The sequence below is a fragment of the Leifsonia sp. EB41 genome, assembly GCF_041262565.1.
GTDB lineage: Bacteria > Actinomycetota > Actinomycetes > Actinomycetales > Microbacteriaceae > Leifsonia.
This window is the reverse complement of sequence record NZ_JBGCCJ010000001.1, coordinates 358881-377783: the sequence shown is the minus strand read 5'-3', so window position 1 is coordinate 377783 and position 18903 is coordinate 358881. Positions and strand designations below refer to the sequence as shown.

Below are 18903 nucleotides of genomic sequence, written 5' to 3'. Positions count from 1 at the left end.
CCCAGCCCACATCGCCCGGGTCAGACCAGCGCGTCCGCGAGCGGCGCGTCCACGATCCCGTGCGCCTCGGCGACACCGGCGTTGGTGACGCGGCCGTCGTGCACGTTGAGGCCGAGCGCCAGCGACGCGTCGGCGCGCAGGGCGGCCTGCCAGCCGTTGTTGGCGATGGCCCGCGCGTACGGCAGCGTGGCGTTGGTGAGCGCGTAGGTGGAGGTGTGCGGCACCGCGCCCGGCATGTTCGCCACGCAGTAGAACAGCGACTGGTGCACCGTGAAGGTGGGGTCGGCGTGCGTGGTCGGGTGCGAGTCGGCGAAGCAGCCGCCCTGGTCGACGGCGATGTCCACGAGCACGCTGCCCGGCTTCATCCGCGAGACGAGCTCGTTGCTGACGAGCTTGGGCGCCTTGGCGCCGGGGACGAGCACCGAGCCGATCACGAGGTCGGACTCCGTGACGGCCTTGTCGATCTCGAAGCTGTTCGACGCGATGGTCTTGATCCGGCCCGCGTACAGGGCGTCGAGCTCGCGCAGGCGCGCGATGTTCGTGTCGAGCACCGTCACCTCGGCGCCGAGGCCGACAGCCACCGAGGTCGCGTTGGTGCCGGCGACGCCGCCGCCGAGCACGGTGACGACGGCCGGGTGGGTGCCGGGGACGCCGGGGATCAGGAGGCCGGGGCCGCCGTTCGGCTTCAGCATCGTGTTCGCGCCGACGATGGGCGCGAGCCGGCCGGCGACCTCGCTCATCGGGGCGAGGAGCGGCAGCGCCCGGTTCGGGAGCTGGACCGTCTCGTACGCGATGGCCGTGACGCGGGCGTCCACGAGCGCGCGGGTGAGCGCTTCGTCGGCCGCGAGGTGCAGGTACGTGAAGAGCACCAGACCCTCGCGGAAGTAGCCGTACTCCGAGGCGATCGGCTCCTTCACCTTGAGGATGAGGTCACCCGCCGCCCAGGTGGTGGCCGCGTCGGGGAGGATCGTCGCCCCCGCACCGATGTAGAGCTCGTCGGGGATGGACGACCCCACTCCGGCTCCGGTCTCGACGTACACGTCGTGGCCGGCTCCGACCAGGTCGTGGACACCTGCGGGCGTAATCGCCACGCGGAATTCGTTGTTCTTGATCTCGCGGGGGATCGCGACCTTCATGGGGCTCCTCAGCTCCTCACACTTCGACGTGATGGTTCGACTTCACCTTAGCTTTCTTCACGGACGATTTCGATAGCAATTCGGGAGTGATCTTGCTGATTCCGTAAATTCGGCCTCCGATCGGGGCCGATTTCGTCAGTTCGTCTCGATGCTCATCCGTGCACCGCACGCTGTGTGCGGTTTCCTCCGTCTTTCGGACGAATCGGAACGGATTTCGTGACGATCATGTTTCCAAATGGACGATTCGCCCGCTCAAGGGTGCGAATCGCACCGGACCTATGCCAGGATCGACCCACCGCGGCGGCACAGAGACGTGCTCCGGCGGATCGATCCTCCCGGAACCACCAGATTCACCAGAAGGAGCTCCGCAGTGAAATCCAGGCCACTCCCGAATGACCCGATGATCCGCCAGCTGGTGCAGTCCGCCCGCGCGTCGCAGCTCACCCGCCGCGGTCTGCTGGCCGGTGCGACGGCCGGCGCCGCCGCGCTCGCGCTGGCCGCCTGCTCGACCGGCGGGGCGTCGGGCAAGCCGACACCGGCGAAGGACCAGTCGTCCACCGACAAGACGCTCACCTGGGCGAACTGGCAGGCGTACCTGGACCAGGACGCGAACGGGAAGTACCCGACGCTGGAGGCCTTCCAGAAGCAGACCGGGATGTCGGTCAAGTACGACGTCGCGGTCGACGACAACAACACGTACTACGCCAAGGTGAAGGACCAGCTCGCCCTCGGCAAGGACATCGGCGCCGACACGGTGTGTCTCACGGACTGGATGATCGCGCGCTGGATCCGGCTCGGCTACGTCCAGAGCTTCGACGCGTCGGCCATCCCGAACAAGAAGAACCTCACCCCGAACCTGGTGAACGTCGACTTCGACCCCGGCCGCACTAAGTCGCTGCCGTGGCAGAGCGGGTTCGCCGGCATCTGCTGGAACAAGTCGAAGCTCCCGAACGGCCTGAAGTCCATCGACGACCTGTGGAAGCCCGACCTCAAGGGCAAGGTCGGAGTACTCAGCGAGATGCGCGACACGATGGGCCTGCTCCTGCTGCAGCAGGGCGTCGACATCTCCAAGCACTTCAGCGACGACGACTACAACAAGGCCATCGACAAGCTGACCAAGGAGGTCAACGACGGCCAGATCCGCAACATCAAGGGCAACTCGTACCTCAACGACCTGAAGTCGGGCGACACCCTCGCCGCGATCTGCTGGTCCGGCGACATCACCCAGCTCAACGCCGAGGCCGGCGACAACTGGCAGTTCGCCATCCCGGAGGCCGGCGGCACCCTGTGGAGCGACAACTTCGTCATCCCGATCGGCTCGCCCCGCAAGGCCAACGCCCAGAAGCTGATCGACTACTACTACGAGCCGGAGGTCGCCGCCGAGGTCGCCGCGTGGGTGAACTACATCACGCCGGTGCAGGGCGCCAAGGAGGCCGCGGTCAAGATCGACCCGACCCTGGCCGAGAACCAGCTCATCTTCCCGGACAGCGACACACTGTCGAAGGTCAAGATCTTCCGCACCCTCACGCCCGCGGAGGAGCAGAAGTACCAGGCGTCGTTCCAGAAAGTGATCCTGGGGGCCTGATGCCGAAGGGAGTCTTCGCCGAGTCCGGCGCCGACCTGCAGCTCGTCGGCATCACCAAACGGTTCCCCGGGTTCACCGCCATCGAGAGCCTCGATCTGACCATCCCCGCCGGGTCGTTCTTCGCCCTGCTCGGCCCGAGCGGCTGCGGCAAGACGACGACGCTGCGGCTGGTCGCCGGGCTCGAGGAGCCGACGGAGGGCCGCATCCTCATCGGCGGCAAGGACGTCACCAGCACCAAGCCGTTCCAGCGGCCGGTGAACACGGTGTTCCAGAGCTACGCGCTCTTCCCGCACATGACGATCCTGGAGAACGTCGCCTTCGGTCTCCGCCGCCGCCGCATCGGCGACCCGGTCGCCAAGGCGCACGAGGCGCTCCGACTGGTCGAGCTCGACCACCTCGCCGCGCGGCGTCCGTCCCAGCTCTCCGGCGGTCAGCAGCAGCGCGTCGCGCTCGCCCGCGCTGTCGTGAACCGGCCGGCGCTGCTGCTGCTCGACGAGCCGCTCGGCGCGCTGGACCTCAAGCTCCGGCGCCAGATGCAGCTGGAGCTGAAGTCCATCCAGACCGAGGTCGGCCTCACGTTCGTGCACGTCACGCACGACCAGGAGGAGGCCATGACCATGGCCGACACGGTCGCGGTGATGAACAAGGGCCGCATCGAGCAGATGGGCGCGCCAGAGGTCCTCTACGAGCTGCCGTCGACCGTGTTCGTGGCGAACTTCCTCGGCCAGTCGAACCTGTTCGCCGGTCCCGTGCTCGACAGCGCAGGCGACACGCTCGGCGTGGAGGTCGCCGGCCACCGCATCCAGGTGCCGCGGTCGCGCGCCCAGCGCAGCTCGGGGACGGTCACCGTGGGCGTCCGCCCGGAGAAGCTGACACTGCACGCGGCAGAGCACACCATCCCGTCCGGCGCGAACCGGCTCGGCCCCGGCCGGGTCATCGACGTCTCGTTCAGCGGCGTGAGCACCCAGTACCTCGTGGACGTGCCGGGGATCGGCACCGTGATCGTCTTCGCGCAGAACCTCGCGAGCGGTCCCGCCGCGGGCTTCGGCGACCAGGTCTGGGTGTCGTGGGAGGCCTCCCACACCTTCGTGCTGGCCGACGAGCCGCCGGCCGACGGGAAGTTCGCCGACGACACCGACACGCAGGCGGTGGCGGCGCAGGCGAAGGAGCGGCTGCTCTCCGAGCTGGAGGAGGCGTAGATGGCGATCGCCGCCTTCACCGGGCCTCCCGCCACCCAGGGCCAGGAGCCCGCGGCGCGGCGCAAGTCCGGGATCGCGCTGGTCCTGCTGCTGCCCGGCATCCTCTACCTGGTGCTGTTCTTCCTGACGCCGCTGGTATCGCTGATCATCACGTCGTTCCAGGCGCCCGCGCCGGAGGGCGACATCGGGCAGTACGTCCCGGCGTTCCAGTGGCAGAACTACACCGACGCGATCTCGGAGTACTGGCCGCAGATCCTGCGCTCGTTCGGCTACGCGCTCATCGCCACGGCCGCCGCGCTGGTGATCAGCTACCCGCTGGCGTACTTCATCGGCGTCAAGATGCGGTCCAAGCCGGTGCTGCAGAACCTGCTGATGACGCTCGTCATCGCGCCGTTCTTCATCAGCTTCCTGCTGCGGACGCTGGCGTGGAAGTCCATCCTGAGCGACGACGGCTTCGTCGCGAGCTCGCTCAAGGCGATCAGCATCCTCCCGCCGGACGCCCACATCACGGGCACGCCGTTCTCGGTCATCTTCGGTCTGACGTACAACTTCATCCCGTTCATGACGCTGCCGCTGTACTCGACGCTGGAGCGGCTGGACACCCGGTTGCTGGAGGCCGGCCGCGACCTCTACGCCAGCAACTGGATGACGTTCCGCAAGATCACGGTCCCGCTGTCGATGCCCGGCATCGTCTCCGGGACGCTGCTGACCTTCATCCCGGCCGCGGGCGACTACATCAACGCGTCGCAGGACTTCCTCGGCGCCGCCGACACCTCGATGATGGGCAACGTCATCGAGAGCAACTTCCTGGTGCTGCAGAACTATCCGGCGGCGGCCGCGATGTCGGTCATCCTGATGGCCGTCATCCTGGTGATCGTCGGGTTCTACGTGCGGCGGAGCGGGACGGAGGACCTGCTGTGACGACCACGACGACGTCTCCGCGGAGGCGCTTCCGGTTCCAGGGGCTCGGGCTCGGCGTTTACGCATTCCTGGCGCTGGCGTTCCTGCTCATCCCGATCGTCTACACGTTCGTGTTCTCGTTCAACGACGCGATCAAGAACAACATCGCCTGGCGCGGCTTCACCCTCCGCAACTGGACGAATGTGTGCGACGCCGCCGGCATCTGCGACGCGTTCACGGCGTCCATCGTCATCGGCATCGTGTCGACCGTGATCGCGACGGTGCTCGGCACCATGATCGCGATCGCGCTGATGCGCTACCGGTTCCGGTTCCGGTCGCAGACCAGCCTGCTGCTGTTCCTACCGATGGCCAGCCCGGAGGTCGTGCTCGGTGCTGGTCTGGCGGCCCAGTTCCTGAGCCTCAGCGTGAACAAGGGCTTCGGGACGATCATCATCGCGCACGTCATGTTCTGCATCAGCTTCGTGGTCGTGACGGTGAAGGCGCGCGTCGCGTCGCTCGACCCGGCGCTGGAGGAGGCGGGGCGCGATCTGTACGGCTCGCCCAACGCGGTGTTCTGGCGGATCACGTTCCCGCTGCTGCTGCCGGGCATCCTGTCGGCCGCGCTGCTGTCGTTCTCGCTGAGCTTCGATGACTTCATCATCACGAACTTCAACGCCGGCGCGGTGACGACGTTCCCGATGTACATCTATATCGCGGCGTCGCGCGGCATCCCGGCGCAGGCGAACGTGATCGCGTCCGCGGTGTTCATCCTGACGATCCTGGTCGTGCTGATCTCGCAACTCACCGCCGCCGCCCGCGCCAAACGTTTAGCCCGCACGCAATAACCCTCACCACACCCTCCCCACCTCCGCCGAGGGGCACGTCGTTGTCACTTTTCGAGCGCGGAAGTGACAACAACGTGCCCCTCGGCGGAGGAGGGTTGGGGGTTAGTGGGTGTAGGAGGGGCGGATGGCGCCGACGGGGACGCCGTTGCCGAGGACCGCGAGGTCCAGCTTCGGGGCGACGGCGTCCACCGCGGAGCGCTCGACGGCGCCGGTGTCGGCCAGCAGCGACAGCGCGACGATGGAGGCCGCCCGCAGGCTGCCGTCGAGCACCTTGAGGCTCACGGTCGTCCCGTCCGGCGCCGCCATCACCATGACGCCCTCGGCGCCGAGCTTGGCGAAGACGCCGAGCTCGTCGATCACGACGCTGTTGGCGCGGCCGGGGCCGTCGATGGCCCAGCCGTTGGCGAGCACCGCGGTGCGCAGCACGGCCGCGTTGCGGAAGAGCGCGAACGGGGAGCCCTCCGACGCCGTGCCGATCCGCTGGATGCCGCGCGCGAGCGCGAGCAGCGACATGGCGTGCACGGGCGCGCCGCAGCCGTCGATCCCGGTCGCGACGACCTTCTCGCCGGTCAGCCGCTCCGTCGTGTCGCGGATGTGCTGCTGCAGCGGGTGCTGCTGGCTGAGGTAGCTCTCCATCGGCCAGTGGTTCACCCGGCAGGCCAGCAGCATCGCGGCGTGCTTGCCGGAGCAGTTCATGAACACCGGGCTGCGCTGCGCGCCCTCGCGGATCGCGTTCTCACGCGCGGCGCTGTCCAGCGGCCAGTCGGCGGGGCAGTGCAGGGCGTCCTCGGTGAGCTGGGCCTGAGCGAGCAGCCCGCGGACCACTGAGATGTGCGCGGGCGTGCCCGCGTGGCTCGCGGTCGCCAGCACCGCGCCCGCGCCCTCCAGCGCCACGCCGGCGCCCATGACCGCGACGGCCTGGAACGGCTTCAGCGAGGAGCGCGGGAACACCGGCTTCTCCGGCGCGCCGAGGGACAGGACGATGTCGCCGTCCGGTCCGAGCACCACGGCCGACCCGGCGTGGCGGGACTCGACGAACCCGCTGCGCTCGACGACCGCCAGCTCCACCGCATCCGCGGTTCCGAAGACCTCCACTGTCACAGCGCGGCGAAGGCGTCGTCGAGGACGGACAGGGCGTCCGCGATGAGCGCGTCGCTCACGGCGAGGCTCGGCAGGAAGCGGAGCACGTTTCCGAAGGTGCCGGCGTTGAGGAACAGGATGCCGCGCTGCGCCGCGTAGGCGATGATCGCGCTGACAGCCTCCGGGTTCGGGACCTTGGTGGTCCCGCCGGTGCCCGGCTGGACCAGCTCGATCGCGACCATCGCTCCGATGCCGCGCACGTCGCCGATGATGTCGTACTTCTGCTGCAGTGTCTCCAGCGCCGGCTTGAGCGCCTTCTCGATGCGCGCGCCGTGGGCGAGGAGGCCGCCCTTCTCGATCTGCTCGAACACCGCGATGGCGGCCGCCGCGGCGACCGGGTTGCCGCCGAAGGTGCCGCCGAGGCCGCCGGGCTGGGCGGAGTCCATGATCTCGGCGCGGCCGGTGACCGCGGCCAGCGGGAGTCCGCCCGCGATGCCCTTGGCGCTCAGCACCAGGTCGGGCACGAGGCCGAAGTGCTCGCTGGCGAAGAACGCGCCCGTACGGGCCATGCCGCTCTGGATCTCGTCGGCGATGAAGACGACGCCGTTGGCAGTGCACCACTCCTGCAGCGCCGTGAGGTAGCCCTCGGCCGGGACGACGAAGCCGCCCTCGCCCTGGATCGGCTCGGCGACGAGGCAGGCCAGGTCGGTCGCGCCGACGACCTTCTCCAGGTAGGCGATGGTGCGCGCGGCCGCCTCGGCGCCGCTGAGTCCGTCGCGGTACGGGTAGGAGTTGGGCGCGTGGTAGACGTCGCCGGCGAACGGGCCGAAGCCGGTCGCGTACGGCATGGCCTTGTAGTTCATGGCCATCGTGAGGTTGGTGCGGCCGTGGTACGCGTGGTCGAGCACGGCGACGGCGCGGCGGCCGGTGTGCTTGCGGGCGATCTTGACGCCGTTCTCGACGGCCTCCGCGCCGGAGTTCACCAGCACGGTCTTCTTGGCGTGGTCGCCCGGCGTGTGCGCGGCCAGCAGCTCCGCGACGCGCACGTACTCCTCGTACGGGGTGATGGTGAAGAGCGTGTGGATGACGTCCTGAAGCTGCTCGGCGGCGGCCGCGACGACCGCCGTCTCGGTGTGACCGATCGTGGTCACGCCGATGCCGGCGCCGAAGTCGACGAACTGGTTGCCGTCGACGTCGACCAGGATCGCGCCGTTCGCACGGGCGATGTACACGGGGAGGGCCGACGACACGCCGGTGGGCACCACGGCGAGGCGGCGCTGATGCAGCTCCTGAGACTTCGGGCCGGGGACGGCGGTGACGATGCGGCGTTCTTGCTCCACGGTGAACGTGGGCGTGCTCAGGGTGTCAGTCATGATGATGGCCAGTTTAGCCGGGGTGCGAGAATCGAACCATGAAGCTCGAGCACCGCTATGCGATCGACCTGCAGTGGACCGGCAACCGCGGGGAGGGGACCAGCGACTACAAGGCCTACGGGCGCGACCACACGGTGAGCACGGAGGGCAAGCACCCCATCGAGGGATCGGCGGACCGCACCTTCTTCGGCGACCGGGACAGGTGGAACCCGGAGGAGCTGCTGCTCGCCGCGCTCAGCCAGTGCCACATGCTCAGCTACCTGGCGGAGGCCGCGCGGGCGGGCCTCGTCGTCGTGGGCTACACGGACGCCGCGACGGGCGTCATGGAGCAGACGAACAACGGCGGCGGCCACTTCACGAGCGCGACGCTCCGGCCGAGGGTGACGATCGCCGACCCCGCGCAGGCCGAACTGGCGGCCTCCCTGCACGCCCCCGCCGCGGCCAAGTGCTTCATCGCCGCAAGCGTCAACTTCCCGGTCGGCCACGAGCCCGAGACCCTCACGCTGGCCTGAGCCGCGACATTCGTGCCGAATGTCGCGAATGCGCGCTGCTTTCGCCACATTCCGCACGAATCGCGAACCACCACATTCGTGCCGAATGTCGCGAATGCGCGCTGCTTTCGCCACATTCCGCACGAATCGCGAACCACCGCATTCGTGCCGAATCGCGCGAATGCGCGCCGCAAAGCGCACATTCGGCACGAATGTCGCGGCGGGGGAGGGTGCTAGAGGCGTTCGGGGCGGAGGGCGCGCTTCACGCGCTCGACGGTGTTCGCGGGGGGCGACTCGTTGTAGGTGCCGGCGAGCTCCTGGCCGGTGAGGCCGTGGATGGCCGCCATGATCTCGTCGGTCGCCTGGCGCCGCGCGCGGCCGGACTCCGCCGGACCGTAGTGCGCGACGTCGATCGGCTCGCCGAACGCGATGGTGATGCGGCGGACGCGCGGGAACTTCGCGCCGACCGGCTGCACCTCGTTCGTGCCGATCAGCCCGACAGGGACGACCTTGGCGCCCGTGGTCAGCGCCAGCCAACCGATGCCGGTGCGCCCCTTGTAGAGGCGGCCGTCGAGCGAGCGGGTGCCCTCCGGGTAGAGCGCGAACGCGGCGCCGGTGTCGATGATCCGCCGGGACTGCTCCAGGGCCTCCTGGGCGGCCTGCCCGGCTCCGCGCTTGACGCCGACCGCGCCGATCGCGGTGAAGAACGACCGCGAGATGGCGCCTTTGAACCCGGTTCCCTCGAAGTAGTGCGACTTGGCGAGGAACTGCACGCGGCGCGGCGAGATCATCGGGATGACCAGCGAGTCGATGAACGACAGGTGGTTGCTGGCCAGGATGATCTTGCCGTGGCGCGGCACATTGCGGGCGCCGATGACGTGCGGCCGGTAGATGAGGCGCAGCAGCGGCGCGACCACGCGGCGGCCGATGAAGTAGGTCAGCCCAGGCCGCGGGAGGACCTCGGCCTCTGCCTCGTGCCCGTCGTCGGGTGCTGTCTGACTCACAGAACGAGGGTAGTCCCGTTCGTATGCTCCGGGGGGCATGCGTTTCGTCACTCGCCGAACGGCCGGAGCGGCGCGCAGCCCCAGCCTCCCGCGTAGATCAGGCAGGGGAGCTGGAGCCCGGGGTACCGCACGCTGCGCGGATCGCCGAACCAGGTGTTGTAGAGCCGCGAGAAGTTGAGGTTGCCGAACGCGGAGCATTTATCGCCAGGGCCGGTCGGCTGCGCGACCGTCTTCGTGTCGGGCTGATACGGCGTGTAGTTGTAGAGGTTCGCCGTCGCCTGGTTGACCACCCGGACCGTGCTCGCCCCGCACGTGACGTCCGGGTGGTACTGGATGCGGTTGGCGCCGACCTTGTAGCGCCAGTCGGCCGGGTGTGCTGTGTACTCCCGGAACTGCCAGGCCGCGCGGTAGAGCTGGTTGAAGAAGCCGAAGTAGCGGGTGTCGCAGGCAGCGGTGTCCGGGCACGCGTATCCGGTGGCCTTCTGGTAGCCGGTCGCGCTGGGCGTCGTCAGCAGCGACTGCTCCTTCTGCAACAGCACCAGGAGCACGCGCGGGCTGATCGTGCACGCCTGCGCGATCCGCACGATGATGCTGCTGGCCCGCTCGCCCTTCCGCGCAGGGATGGCGGCGCAGCGTTCGGCGGAGGCCGGGGTGCGCGGCACGTCCATGCGGAAGTCCGCCAGACACGGGGAGGCGTCCTTGGGTGTGCATGTGCGGGTGTCCAGGAAGTGCTGCACCTGGCCGTCCGTCATCGCGTACGGGTTGTAGAAGCTGTCGTCGCTGATGATGTCGCCCGGGTCGAACGCCGGCTGGGGTTTCTCGACGAGCGTCGCGGTCGCTCCCGTCGTGGTGGCCGCCGTGGCGTCCCCCGCCGCCGCGCCATCGACCGCGGGCAGGGCCGCGAGGACCGCCGCGGTCACGAGGACCGCGGCGGCGAACCGACGGGGCAGGCGCATGGGCTGGCGTCTCCGGGCGGTCAGCCGAGCCGGCCGAGCGCCTCTTCGATCACCGTGGCGGCGTCGTCGATCAACTCCTCGCTGATGACGACGGACGGAAGGAGGCGCAGGACGCTGTCCCAGCTCCCGGCGTCGAGCGGGATGACGCCGTTGGCGGTCGCGTGCGCGAGCACGGCCTTCAGCGCCTCCGGGTTGGGCTTCTTCGTGCCGGGCACGACGAGCTCGATGCCGAACATCGCGCCGACGCCGCGGACCTCGCCGACGACGGGGAACCGATCGGCCCAGTCGCCGATCCGCGCCCACAGCGCCTTCTCGACGCGCTTCGCCTCGCCGAGGAGGTCCTCCTGCTCGAACGCTTCGAAGACCGCCAGAGCCGCGGCGGTGGAGACCGGGTTGCCACCGAACGTGCCGCCGATGCCGCCGGGCTGGACCGCGTCCATGATCTCGGCGCGGCCGGTCACCGCCGCGAGCGGGAAGCCGCCGGCGATGCCCTTGGCGGACGTGATGAGGTCGGGGACGACGCCGTGGTGCTCGATCGAGTACCAGGTGCCGGTGCGGCCGATGCCGGCCTGGATCTCGTCGGCGACGAAGACGATGCCGTTCTCGGTGCAGTACTCCGAGAGCCGCGTGAAGTAGCCGGGCGCCGGGATGATGACGCCGCCGTCGCCCTGCACCGGCTCCACGAACAGCGCCGCGAGCTCGGTGGCGCCGATGTGGGTCTCGATGTAGTCGATGGTGCGCTCGGCGGCCTCCTCGCCCGTCATCCCCTCCGGGTCTCGGAACGGGTAGCTGATCGGGAGGCTGTAGATCTCGCCCGGGAACGGGCCCATGCCCGCGCGCTCCGGCCAGGGGCGGTACGTCATCGCCATGGTCAGGTTGGTGCGGCCGTGGAAGGCGTGGTCGAGCGTCGCGATCGCCCGGCGGCCCGTGTACTTGCGCGCGATCTTGACCGCGTTCTCGACGGCCTCCGCGCCCGAGTTGACCAGGATGCTGTGCTTCTCGAAGTCGCCAGGGGTGATCTCGGCCAGCTTCTCGGCGACGCGCACGTAGTTCTCGTACGGCGTGACCGTGAAGAGCGTGTGAGTCAGCTTCGCGGCCTGCTCGGCGGCCGCCGCGGCGACGGCGGGGTGCGCGTGGCCGATGGTGGTCACGCCGATGCCGCAGCCCAGGTCGATCAGGCGGTTGCCGTCGACGTCGACCAGGATCGCTCCGGAACCGGACTCCATGTAGATGTTCGCAAGCGTCCCGGCGCCCCGGCTGACCGACGCGATACGGCGCTGCTGCAGCTCCACGGAGCGCGGGCCCGGGAGCTCGGTGACGACGTGGCGGGACTGGGGGACGGAGAAGTCGCGGGTCATGACCTCCATCGTATGGGCGTTGTTCAGGCGTCCGTTCAGCGGGGACCTAGGTGGATGGGGCAGACTGGCTCCTCGTGCGCAGATCCCTTTCCGTCCTCACAGCCGCCATCGTCGTCGCCGGCCTCGCCGCCTGCAGCTCCTCGTCGCCCAGTCCGACGGCGACCAGCACCGCTGCGGCCGCAACCTGTCAGAACGTGAAGTCGGGGTCCTCCTCCGACTCGATCAAGGTGTCAGGGGGCTTCCTGAAGACCCCCGACGTGACGGTCCCCGCGCCGCTGAAGACCAGCGACATGGAGCGCACGGTCGTCATCAAGGGCAAGGGCGCGGAGGCCAAGGCCGGCTCCAGCGTCGACATCGCCCTCGCCGCCTACAACGGCACCACCGGCAAGAGCCTCACCACCCCGGCCGGTTTCGACGGCCAGGCCACGCAGTCCATCACCGTCGACGACAAGGCCTTCGTGCCCGGGCTGGTCCGCGCGGTCGAGTGCCTCCCGGTCGGCTCGCGCGTCGTGCTCACCGCCCCGGCCAAGACGGCCTTCGGCAACGCCGACATCTCGCAGCTCAAGCTGACCGCGAAGGACACCGTGGTGTTCGTCGCCGACATCGCCGACATCGCCCCGACCAAGGCGAACGGCAAGGCCGTCGCGCCGACCCCGGGCTTCCCGACGGTGAAGGACGACGCCAAGACCGGCGAGCCGAGCATCACCATCCCGAAGGCCGACCCGCCGACCGAGACCAAGGTCGCGGTGCTCAAGCAGGGCGACGGCGAGACCGTGCAGTCCGGCGACACCGTGACCGTCCAGTACAAGGGCGTGCTCTGGAGGAACGGGCAGATGTTCGACTCGAGCTGGAGCCGCAACCAGGTGGCGACCTTCCAGACCACCGGCGTCGTCAAGGGCTTCCAGAAGGCTCTGGAGGGCCAGAAGGTCGGCTCGCAGGTGATCGCGATCGTTCCGCCGGCCGACGGTTATGGCGCGCAGGGTTCCGGAGCGATCAAGGCGACCGACACAATGGTGTTCGTGGTCGACATCCTGAAGACGAGCCGCTGATGCCCGCGCGCCGCGTCGTCATCCTCGGGTCCACCGGCTCGATCGGCACGCAGGCGCTCGACGTCATCGCGGCGAACCCCGACCGGTTCGACGTGGTCGGGCTGACCGCCGGGCGCAACGCGGACCTCCTCGCCGAGCAGGCGGAGCGGTTCGGTGTGCACGACACGGCGCTCGGCGCGGACGACGCGGTGCGGCTCCTGCACTCCGTGCAGGCCGACGTGGTGCTCAACGGCATCACCGGGTCGGTCGGGCTCGGGCCGACGCTCGCCGCCCTGGAGACCGGGGCCATGCTGGCGCTCGCCAACAAGGAGTCGCTGATCGTCGGCGGCGCGCTGGTCAAGCAGGCGGCGGCGCCCGGCCAGCTCGTGCCGGTCGACTCCGAGCACTCGGCGCTCGCGCAGGCGCTGCGCTCCGGAACGGCCGGCGAAGTCAGGCGGCTGGTGCTGACGGCCTCCGGAGGCCCCTTCCGCGGCCGATCCCGCGACTCCCTGCGCGACGTCACGCCCGCCGAGGCGCTCGCGCACCCGACCTGGGACATGGGACTCGTCGTCACGACCAACTCGGCGACGCTCGTCAACAAGGGCCTGGAGGTCATCGAGGCGCACCTGCTCTTCGACGTCCCGTATGAGCGGATCGACGTCACGGTGCACCCGCAGTCCGTCATCCACTCGATGGTGGAGTTCGTGGACGGCTCGACCATCGCCCAGGCGTCGCCGCCCGACATGCGCCTCCCGATCTCGCTCGGCCTGGGCTGGCCCGACCGGGTGCCGGGGGTCGGCGCGCCGCTGGACTGGACGCAGGCGCACACCTGGACGTTCGAGCCGCTGGACGGCGAGGCGTTCCCTGCCGTGGCGCTCGCCAAGCGCGTCGGCGCCGCGGGCGGGACCTACCCCGCGGTGTTCAACGCGGCCAACGAGCAGGCGGTGGCGGCGTTCCACGCGGGCGCGATCGGCTACCTGGACATCGTGGACACGGTGGAGCGGGTCGTGGACGAGCACGAGCCGGCCGGCGAGCTCACCCTGGAGTCGCTCGCCGAGGCCGAGCGCTGGGCGCGGGCGACCGCCGACGCCCACCTCGCCGGCTGAGCCACGATCCTGGACGACGAACCGGCCTACTAGCCGGTGCGCGTTCGCAGCTGCCAATCCTCTCGCAGTATCGCAAGCATCGCCACGTCGCGCCATGCGCCCTCGCGCCACTGTGCCTTGCGCATAGTTCCTTCGCGGGTTAGCCCTAGGGATCTGATGCCAGACTCGATCGCGACAGCTTCGGGAGCCGTTGTCAGCTCGATGCGGTGGGCCGTTGTGTGCTCGAAGAGATAGTTGATGAGGAGCTGTGTGCCAGCTCTCGCCGCGCGCGTATTTCGATATTCGGGAAGCACCACAATGCCAATATTCCAAGCGCGGTGCCGGTTCGCGCCGCCGTACCAGAATCCAGGAATCCATTGGACCTGCCCGACGATGGCGGAGCGCTGGTTCGAGATTGCGAGAACCCCGCCTTCACCGAACATTCCTGCCTGGAGGTTTACTCCCGGATTCCCGAGGTAGTCAAAGCCGAACCAGTTGTACGGCCTCCATGTTTCAGGGTCACGTAAACGTTGGTTGAACTCCGCATACTCCTGGGGTCCGAACGGGCTAAGCGAATAGCCATCGACATGTGACAAGTCCATGAGTCTTCCTCCTCGTGTTGTGAAAAGTGCGATTAGCCCTGAGTGGCGATGAGCATCACCAACAGGCCAACAAACGGATAGAAGAACCGCCCTAGACCCATGACGACAGCAATTGTGAAATGCATCATTGTGAGGGCACCCGCTGCGAACAGCGCGGGGAGACCACCGATCGCCAAGAGCGCGCCTGCCAATAGCTCGAGGCCTATCACCATCCAGCTCAACGTGAATGAAAGGCGAGGGCGTGGTATCAAAAGACGCGCGACTCTTTTGTTGCCAACCTCCTTGAGGTTCATGATCGACGCGAGCTGCCGCCCATTTCGCCAGGTGGGGTTTTTGACCTTAACCAATCCGGCCTCAAAATAGGCCACTCCGAGTAGAGCGAGGATGGCAAGGCGAGTCAGTGACGCACCTGGACCGGGTTGAAAATTCAAAGTCACCCAGGAGAGCATGCCGCCGACGGCGAGGAGAAGCATTCGATCGGACCCGTCCTGTGATCGGATGACTGCAGCTCGTATGGCGAGGGCAAGGAAGGTGGTCGCCAGGAAAGGGACAGTGCTGAGCGTCGCATTGGATGAAGTCAGAGCCGCGACGACGAGGAGCCCAGCCGAGATCGCCAGAGCACTGGAGACAACGAGTATGGCGATGGAGCGCGACGCTCCAAGGTTCAGAACGATTCGAGAACGCCGCACTGTTACGAGATCCTCGACTCCGGAGAGCGCAGAACCCAGGCCAAGGAGGCAGAGCGAAAGGGGGATCACGTCAGGCCGCGTCGTACGGCCCGAGAGCAGCGTGTGCTTCAGGGGCGGTGGTGCCGAAATGCCCTTGATCCAGGACTATGTATACAGAGAATCTGCGCTCGTGAAAGTCGCGAGGATGTGCGGCGCGCACTTCCCACTGTCCTGCCCGCTTCAAGAATGAGGCGGCGACTTCATTGTGCGCTTGACTGCGCCCGCTGACGTGGTCGTGTGCCGCGGTCCGCAACGCTTCGCGGAGGAGAGCGCGGTATCGCGAATTCGGATTGATGATCGGGGAATACCACCCGCGCATCGCCGCACTCGCTTCATGAAAGTGTTCGGTCTCGCCTTGGATGCGATCGCCAACGATGGCGTAGAGGTCATATGTCCCACCGGCCTGTCCGAAAAGTTGCCACGTCGGCACCACCGCTTCAATCGGGCGGAGCCACCGCGGTGCAGCAACGGGTCGACAGAGCCGCACGCCGATAGCGAGTATCTTGGACCCCACAATTGCCCAAAGGATCGCGAGGGTCACGAGCGATACGGCCTCAACCATTCTCGCCTGGCGCGTAATTCAAGTCGAGGAGAGAGAAGCTTGCTTCATCGCGGATCGAAGCGAAGTAGGCGAGGACGCCACTCAGACCCGTGAAAAGGCCGTAGTCCGGCGCGAAGGCTGGCGCTCCGACTCGAGGACTGGGGTTTTCAAGCAGGCGACGAGTCAGTTTCCTCGATGCAGCGCGGCCATCAGCCGCGCCAAACGCCTGACGATACGCCGGCGTGAGCATCAGAAGAACCGGACCAATCGCTCCATGGCAGATGTTCTGATATGACGTCGAGACCGCGGTCACTGATCTGCGCAATTCCGGGTAGCGACCAGATTCGTGTTTGCCGATCAGTCTTGTCATCAGCTGCCCGGTGGTTCCCCAGCACCACGACCAGGACGAGCCACGCTTGTCTGCGAGCCCCCTTCGAATGAGGTCGTCCTCGAGGTCAAGACAATGTAAAGCCGTCTCGTGGGCCGGAGTTGCAGGCGAGCGCAAGTGTGTACCCATCAACGCGGTTGCGACGCCGGAAAGGCCGTGAGCCAATCCGACGGCTGCCCGCTGCGAAGAGACGGCTCTGGGCAATTCGGCTATGAGGCGCTCTCTTGCTTGGCGTTCCATTCGTTCAAAGTTGCGTTCACCGGAGAGCTCATGCAGTCGTCGGAAGGCCACCGTCAAGCCGCTCGCACCGCCGACAAAGTCGAGTTCCACGCTCGGGGCGAGGGCTGGGAGTCGGCGGCCGATGGCTGAAACCCAGCTCATCGTCTTCCGATCGCCCTCCAACGCCGCGATCGAAGCGATGGATACGAGCGGCCCCACATGTCCCGCGCCGAGAAAGGTGTCGGCGAGATGAGGCTGGTCCTCCCTGCTCAAGCCGACATAGTCCTCAACAGCGACCTGGAGGTGGTCGCGAATGAGGGCAAACGAGTGCCGGGCGCGCGAGTGGCTCAGTCCCGCAAGGCCAAGGGCCAACGCGGTCCCTGCGAGTCCACGGTAAAGCCCCGGGGGTGCGCTACCGAGGCTCCAGTAGCCCTCCTTGATCTCATCCGCGCTGGTCATCCACGGAGAGTCAGGCGACCCCTTTATCGCTTGGGAAGTGCGAAGCACCAAAGAGTCGATCGATTCGTGAATTCCAGACAGGATCGGCAACGAGATCGCCACGGGGTCCCCATCACCTGGGTTGTGCGCGCCGAGCGCGAGGCTCGTCTTCACACATTCCAGCTGCGCCTTCGCGTCGCTGTGCGACAGTCGCTCCAGGTGTTGGGCCAGCCTGCCGAATGGCGTGTCAATTGTCTGCATCGGCGCGGCATCGGCAGCGAGAAGCTCACCTCCTACGATGCTTCTTTCGAACAGAGGCACGACGCCGTGGTCGATCGCCTTACGTTCGCCGGCGTCGATCCATGTCCGCAAAGAACCGAGGGGATGTGACACGGAGGATTCGGCAACGGGTCTAGAGAGTTGCAGCCGCGCTGAATAGGCCATCGTGGCGTCGAGGACTAACCGGGTACTTGCCTGTTGTGTGTGTTTCTCCACGAGACGCAGCACGAGGTCCTTGAAGTCCGGCTCCAGGAACGCAGCGTAGGTGCTCATGAAGCCGTTGGCTATCTCTTGGGTGTACGGGCCTGCGGGGAATGCTGTGGGGTCTGCCGTGGTCGGCTGATGCTGGAAACTCGCGCGTGACTCATCGGGAGCATACGTATGAGTGGGCCGCCCATCTTCGCCGATTGTCACCTTTCTGATTGGCACGATCCGATCGGGATGCGCGTATGCGCCCAAAGCGGTCATGTCCATTGGCCCGAGTGACTGGAAATAGATTCGCCAGTTCGGCAGCAGCCAGGAGTCGAGAACCGACTCCGGGGGCGCGACCAGAGATCGCGCTTTGGGTGTCCAACCATCGTGAATCAGCGGGGGATAGCTCAGCAAGCACTCCGCATCCAGAATGACTGGCCCCGCTTGCGTACTCAAAAGATTCTCGTTGTGGAGATCGGAGAACCTGAGAATGTACGACAGCGCAATCAGGGAGCCGAATCGTTCGTAGAAGCGACGGAACTCACTCTCGGTTTCGGGAGATGAGTACTCGACGTATTCCTGGAATCCGTAGCCGACCCGGTCCACGGACCTCGGATGTCGCGGAATGGACGCGTCTACCCCTCGACTCCGCAGGGCGCTCAGAATAGCCTCGAAGAGAACATCCGTGGCGAGAGACCGCGGCTTATAGACCAGCCGAGGCTTTCCTTCAAAGTAGAGGAGCGCGACGGCCCCTCTCAGATGCATGTCCCCCAGGATGCGAACGTGGCTGACAGTTCCGACCTTCTCGACGACGGGATCGTCGAGGCGCTCGACTAGTTGCAGCGCCGAGGTCGCAAAGACCTCCGCAAGACGAGATATTCGTGCCGCGAGAACGGGCTGCTCCGACAAGATCCGAGCCCCGAAGGCGCGATCGCTGACGCATTCCCACGCCTTGGCTGGCTCGCTCCAGTCGCCTCCTTCTTCAATGACGGCAGTCGTGACCGCTGACCGAGCGATTTCGGCTGCCGATTCCACGAAGTGAACAAGGAAGGCGTTGCGGACGGCACGCGCGGCGCCGCCAATAGCGAGACCAGCCAAGGCTCCATCAAGTGCCTCGACAGAACCCCAGAACGGGATTGCGGGCCAGCTTCGTTGGCCCGCTTCCCCGAGTGTGTCGAGGTAATGATGGGGGTCGAGCTTCATTGAGAGCTTCGATCAGAGCTTGAAGTCCACGGGAAGCGAATAGCTCTCCTCAGCAGAGGCGCAGCCGCAGGTCGACGTTCGTGAGCAGTTGATCGTGTCGAACGAGGGGTTGAAATCGAAAAGGATCGAGGTGACCGCCCCCTCCGTGTCGTTGGTCCAGAGGTCGCTGACCAAAGCTTCATCAAGTGGCCGAAAATCGGTTACGGCGATTCCCGGCTCGTCCAGCTCATCCTTTGCGGTGCGGAGGGCTTCATTGAGCGTTGCGAGTGACAT

General features: G+C 67.2%; 18 protein-coding genes. 7 read left to right on the top strand and 11 right to left on the bottom strand.

The window, feature by feature from the left end; translation table 11 throughout:
* Window positions 1-20: 20 nt before the first annotated feature.
* Window positions 21-1136 carry an alanine dehydrogenase gene (gene ald, locus ABH923_RS01890; RefSeq protein ID WP_370053511.1) on the bottom strand — a complete coding sequence of 372 codons (1116 nt, stop codon included), beginning with the start codon at window positions 1134-1136 and terminating at the stop codon, window positions 21-23.
* 370 nt (window positions 1137-1506) lie between these two features.
* Here ald and ABH923_RS01885 point away from each other — a divergent pair, with 370 nt between their 5' ends.
* Genes ABH923_RS01885 through ABH923_RS01870 form a run of 4 tightly spaced genes read left to right on the top strand, consistent with a single transcriptional unit; the run spans window position 1507 to window position 5665 of the window.
* Complete coding sequence (locus ABH923_RS01885) at window positions 1507-2721, top strand: PotD/PotF family extracellular solute-binding protein (RefSeq protein WP_370053509.1); 1215 nt, start codon at window positions 1507-1509, stop codon at window positions 2719-2721.
* Complete coding sequence (locus ABH923_RS01880) at window positions 2721-3920, top strand: ABC transporter ATP-binding protein (protein WP_370053507.1); 1200 nt, start codon at window positions 2721-2723, stop codon at window positions 3918-3920. The genes ABH923_RS01885 and ABH923_RS01880 overlap by 1 nt, the downstream gene beginning before the upstream one ends.
* Window positions 3921-4841: an ABC transporter permease gene (locus tag ABH923_RS01875; protein WP_370053505.1), complete on the top strand. Its 921-nt coding sequence runs from the start codon at window positions 3921-3923 to the stop codon at window positions 4839-4841. It abuts the gene before it with no gap.
* Window positions 4838-5665 (top strand): ABC transporter permease, encoded by an 828-nt coding sequence (locus ABH923_RS01870; RefSeq protein ID WP_370053503.1) that lies wholly within the window; start codon window positions 4838-4840, stop codon window positions 5663-5665. The genes ABH923_RS01875 and ABH923_RS01870 overlap by 4 nt, the downstream gene beginning before the upstream one ends.
* 102 nt (window positions 5666-5767) lie before the next feature.
* On the opposite strand, the gene ABH923_RS01865 is transcribed toward ABH923_RS01870, so the two are convergent.
* Together ABH923_RS01865 and gabT are read right to left on the bottom strand one after the other, a co-directional pair.
* Window positions 5768-6766 carry an asparaginase gene (locus ABH923_RS01865; protein WP_370053501.1) on the bottom strand — a complete coding sequence of 333 codons (999 nt, stop codon included), beginning with the start codon at window positions 6764-6766 and terminating at the stop codon, window positions 5768-5770.
* Window positions 6763-8118, bottom strand: a complete 1356-nt coding sequence (gene gabT, locus ABH923_RS01860) for a 4-aminobutyrate--2-oxoglutarate transaminase (protein ID WP_370053499.1) — start codon at window positions 8116-8118, stop codon at window positions 6763-6765. Before gabT ends, ABH923_RS01865 begins: the two co-directional genes overlap by 4 nt.
* Window positions 8119-8156: 38 nt before the next feature.
* On the opposite strand from gabT, the gene ABH923_RS01855 reads away from it, so the two are divergent.
* A complete protein-coding gene (locus tag ABH923_RS01855; protein WP_370053497.1) occupies window positions 8157-8630 on the top strand; it encodes an OsmC family protein in 474 nt (157 codons plus the stop codon).
* 212 nt (window positions 8631-8842) lie between these two features.
* Here the strand turns inward: ABH923_RS01855 and ABH923_RS01850 are convergent, their stop codons facing one another.
* Genes ABH923_RS01850 through ABH923_RS01840 form a run of 3 tightly spaced genes read right to left on the bottom strand, consistent with a single transcriptional unit; the run spans window position 8843 to window position 11936 of the window.
* Window positions 8843-9613: a lysophospholipid acyltransferase family protein gene (locus ABH923_RS01850; RefSeq protein ID WP_370053495.1), complete on the bottom strand. Its 771-nt coding sequence runs from the start codon at window positions 9611-9613 to the stop codon at window positions 8843-8845.
* Window positions 9614-9660: 47 nt separating this feature from the next.
* Window positions 9661-10569: a hypothetical protein gene (locus ABH923_RS01845; protein WP_370053493.1), complete on the bottom strand. Its 909-nt coding sequence runs from the start codon at window positions 10567-10569 to the stop codon at window positions 9661-9663.
* Window positions 10570-10589: 20 nt separating this feature from the next.
* Window positions 10590-11936 (bottom strand): aminotransferase class III-fold pyridoxal phosphate-dependent enzyme, encoded by a 1347-nt coding sequence (locus tag ABH923_RS01840; protein WP_370053491.1) that lies wholly within the window; start codon window positions 11934-11936, stop codon window positions 10590-10592.
* Between the two features lie 65 nt (window positions 11937-12001).
* Here ABH923_RS01840 and ABH923_RS01835 point away from each other — a divergent pair, with 65 nt between their 5' ends.
* Both ABH923_RS01835 and dxr read left to right on the top strand, forming a co-directional pair.
* Window positions 12002-12976, top strand: a complete 975-nt coding sequence (locus tag ABH923_RS01835) for an FKBP-type peptidyl-prolyl cis-trans isomerase (RefSeq protein WP_370053489.1) — start codon at window positions 12002-12004, stop codon at window positions 12974-12976.
* Entirely contained in the window at window positions 12976-14061 is a 1086-nt protein-coding gene (gene dxr, locus ABH923_RS01830; RefSeq protein ID WP_370053487.1) for a 1-deoxy-D-xylulose-5-phosphate reductoisomerase, read from the top strand. The genes ABH923_RS01835 and dxr overlap by 1 nt, the downstream gene beginning before the upstream one ends.
* Window positions 14062-14090: 29 nt before the next feature.
* Here the strand turns inward: dxr and ABH923_RS01825 are convergent, their stop codons facing one another.
* The 5 genes from ABH923_RS01825 to ABH923_RS01805 form a co-directional block, all read right to left on the bottom strand.
* Window positions 14091-14642, bottom strand: coding sequence for a GNAT family N-acetyltransferase (locus tag ABH923_RS01825; protein WP_370053485.1), 552 nt, complete (start codon window positions 14640-14642; stop codon window positions 14091-14093).
* 32 nt (window positions 14643-14674) lie between these two features.
* Window positions 14675-15115: a hypothetical protein gene (locus tag ABH923_RS01820; protein ID WP_370053484.1), complete on the bottom strand. Its 441-nt coding sequence runs from the start codon at window positions 15113-15115 to the stop codon at window positions 14675-14677.
* 286 nt (window positions 15116-15401) lie between these two features.
* Window positions 15402-15911, bottom strand: a complete 510-nt coding sequence (locus ABH923_RS01815) for a hypothetical protein (protein ID WP_370053482.1) — start codon at window positions 15909-15911, stop codon at window positions 15402-15404.
* A gap of 13 nt (window positions 15912-15924) precedes the next feature.
* Window positions 15925-18630 carry a DUF4135 domain-containing protein gene (locus ABH923_RS01810; RefSeq protein WP_370053480.1) on the bottom strand — a complete coding sequence of 902 codons (2706 nt, stop codon included), beginning with the start codon at window positions 18628-18630 and terminating at the stop codon, window positions 15925-15927.
* A 12-nt stretch (window positions 18631-18642) separates the two neighbouring features.
* Entirely contained in the window at window positions 18643-18903 is a 261-nt protein-coding gene (locus ABH923_RS01805) for a hypothetical protein (protein ID WP_370053478.1), read from the bottom strand.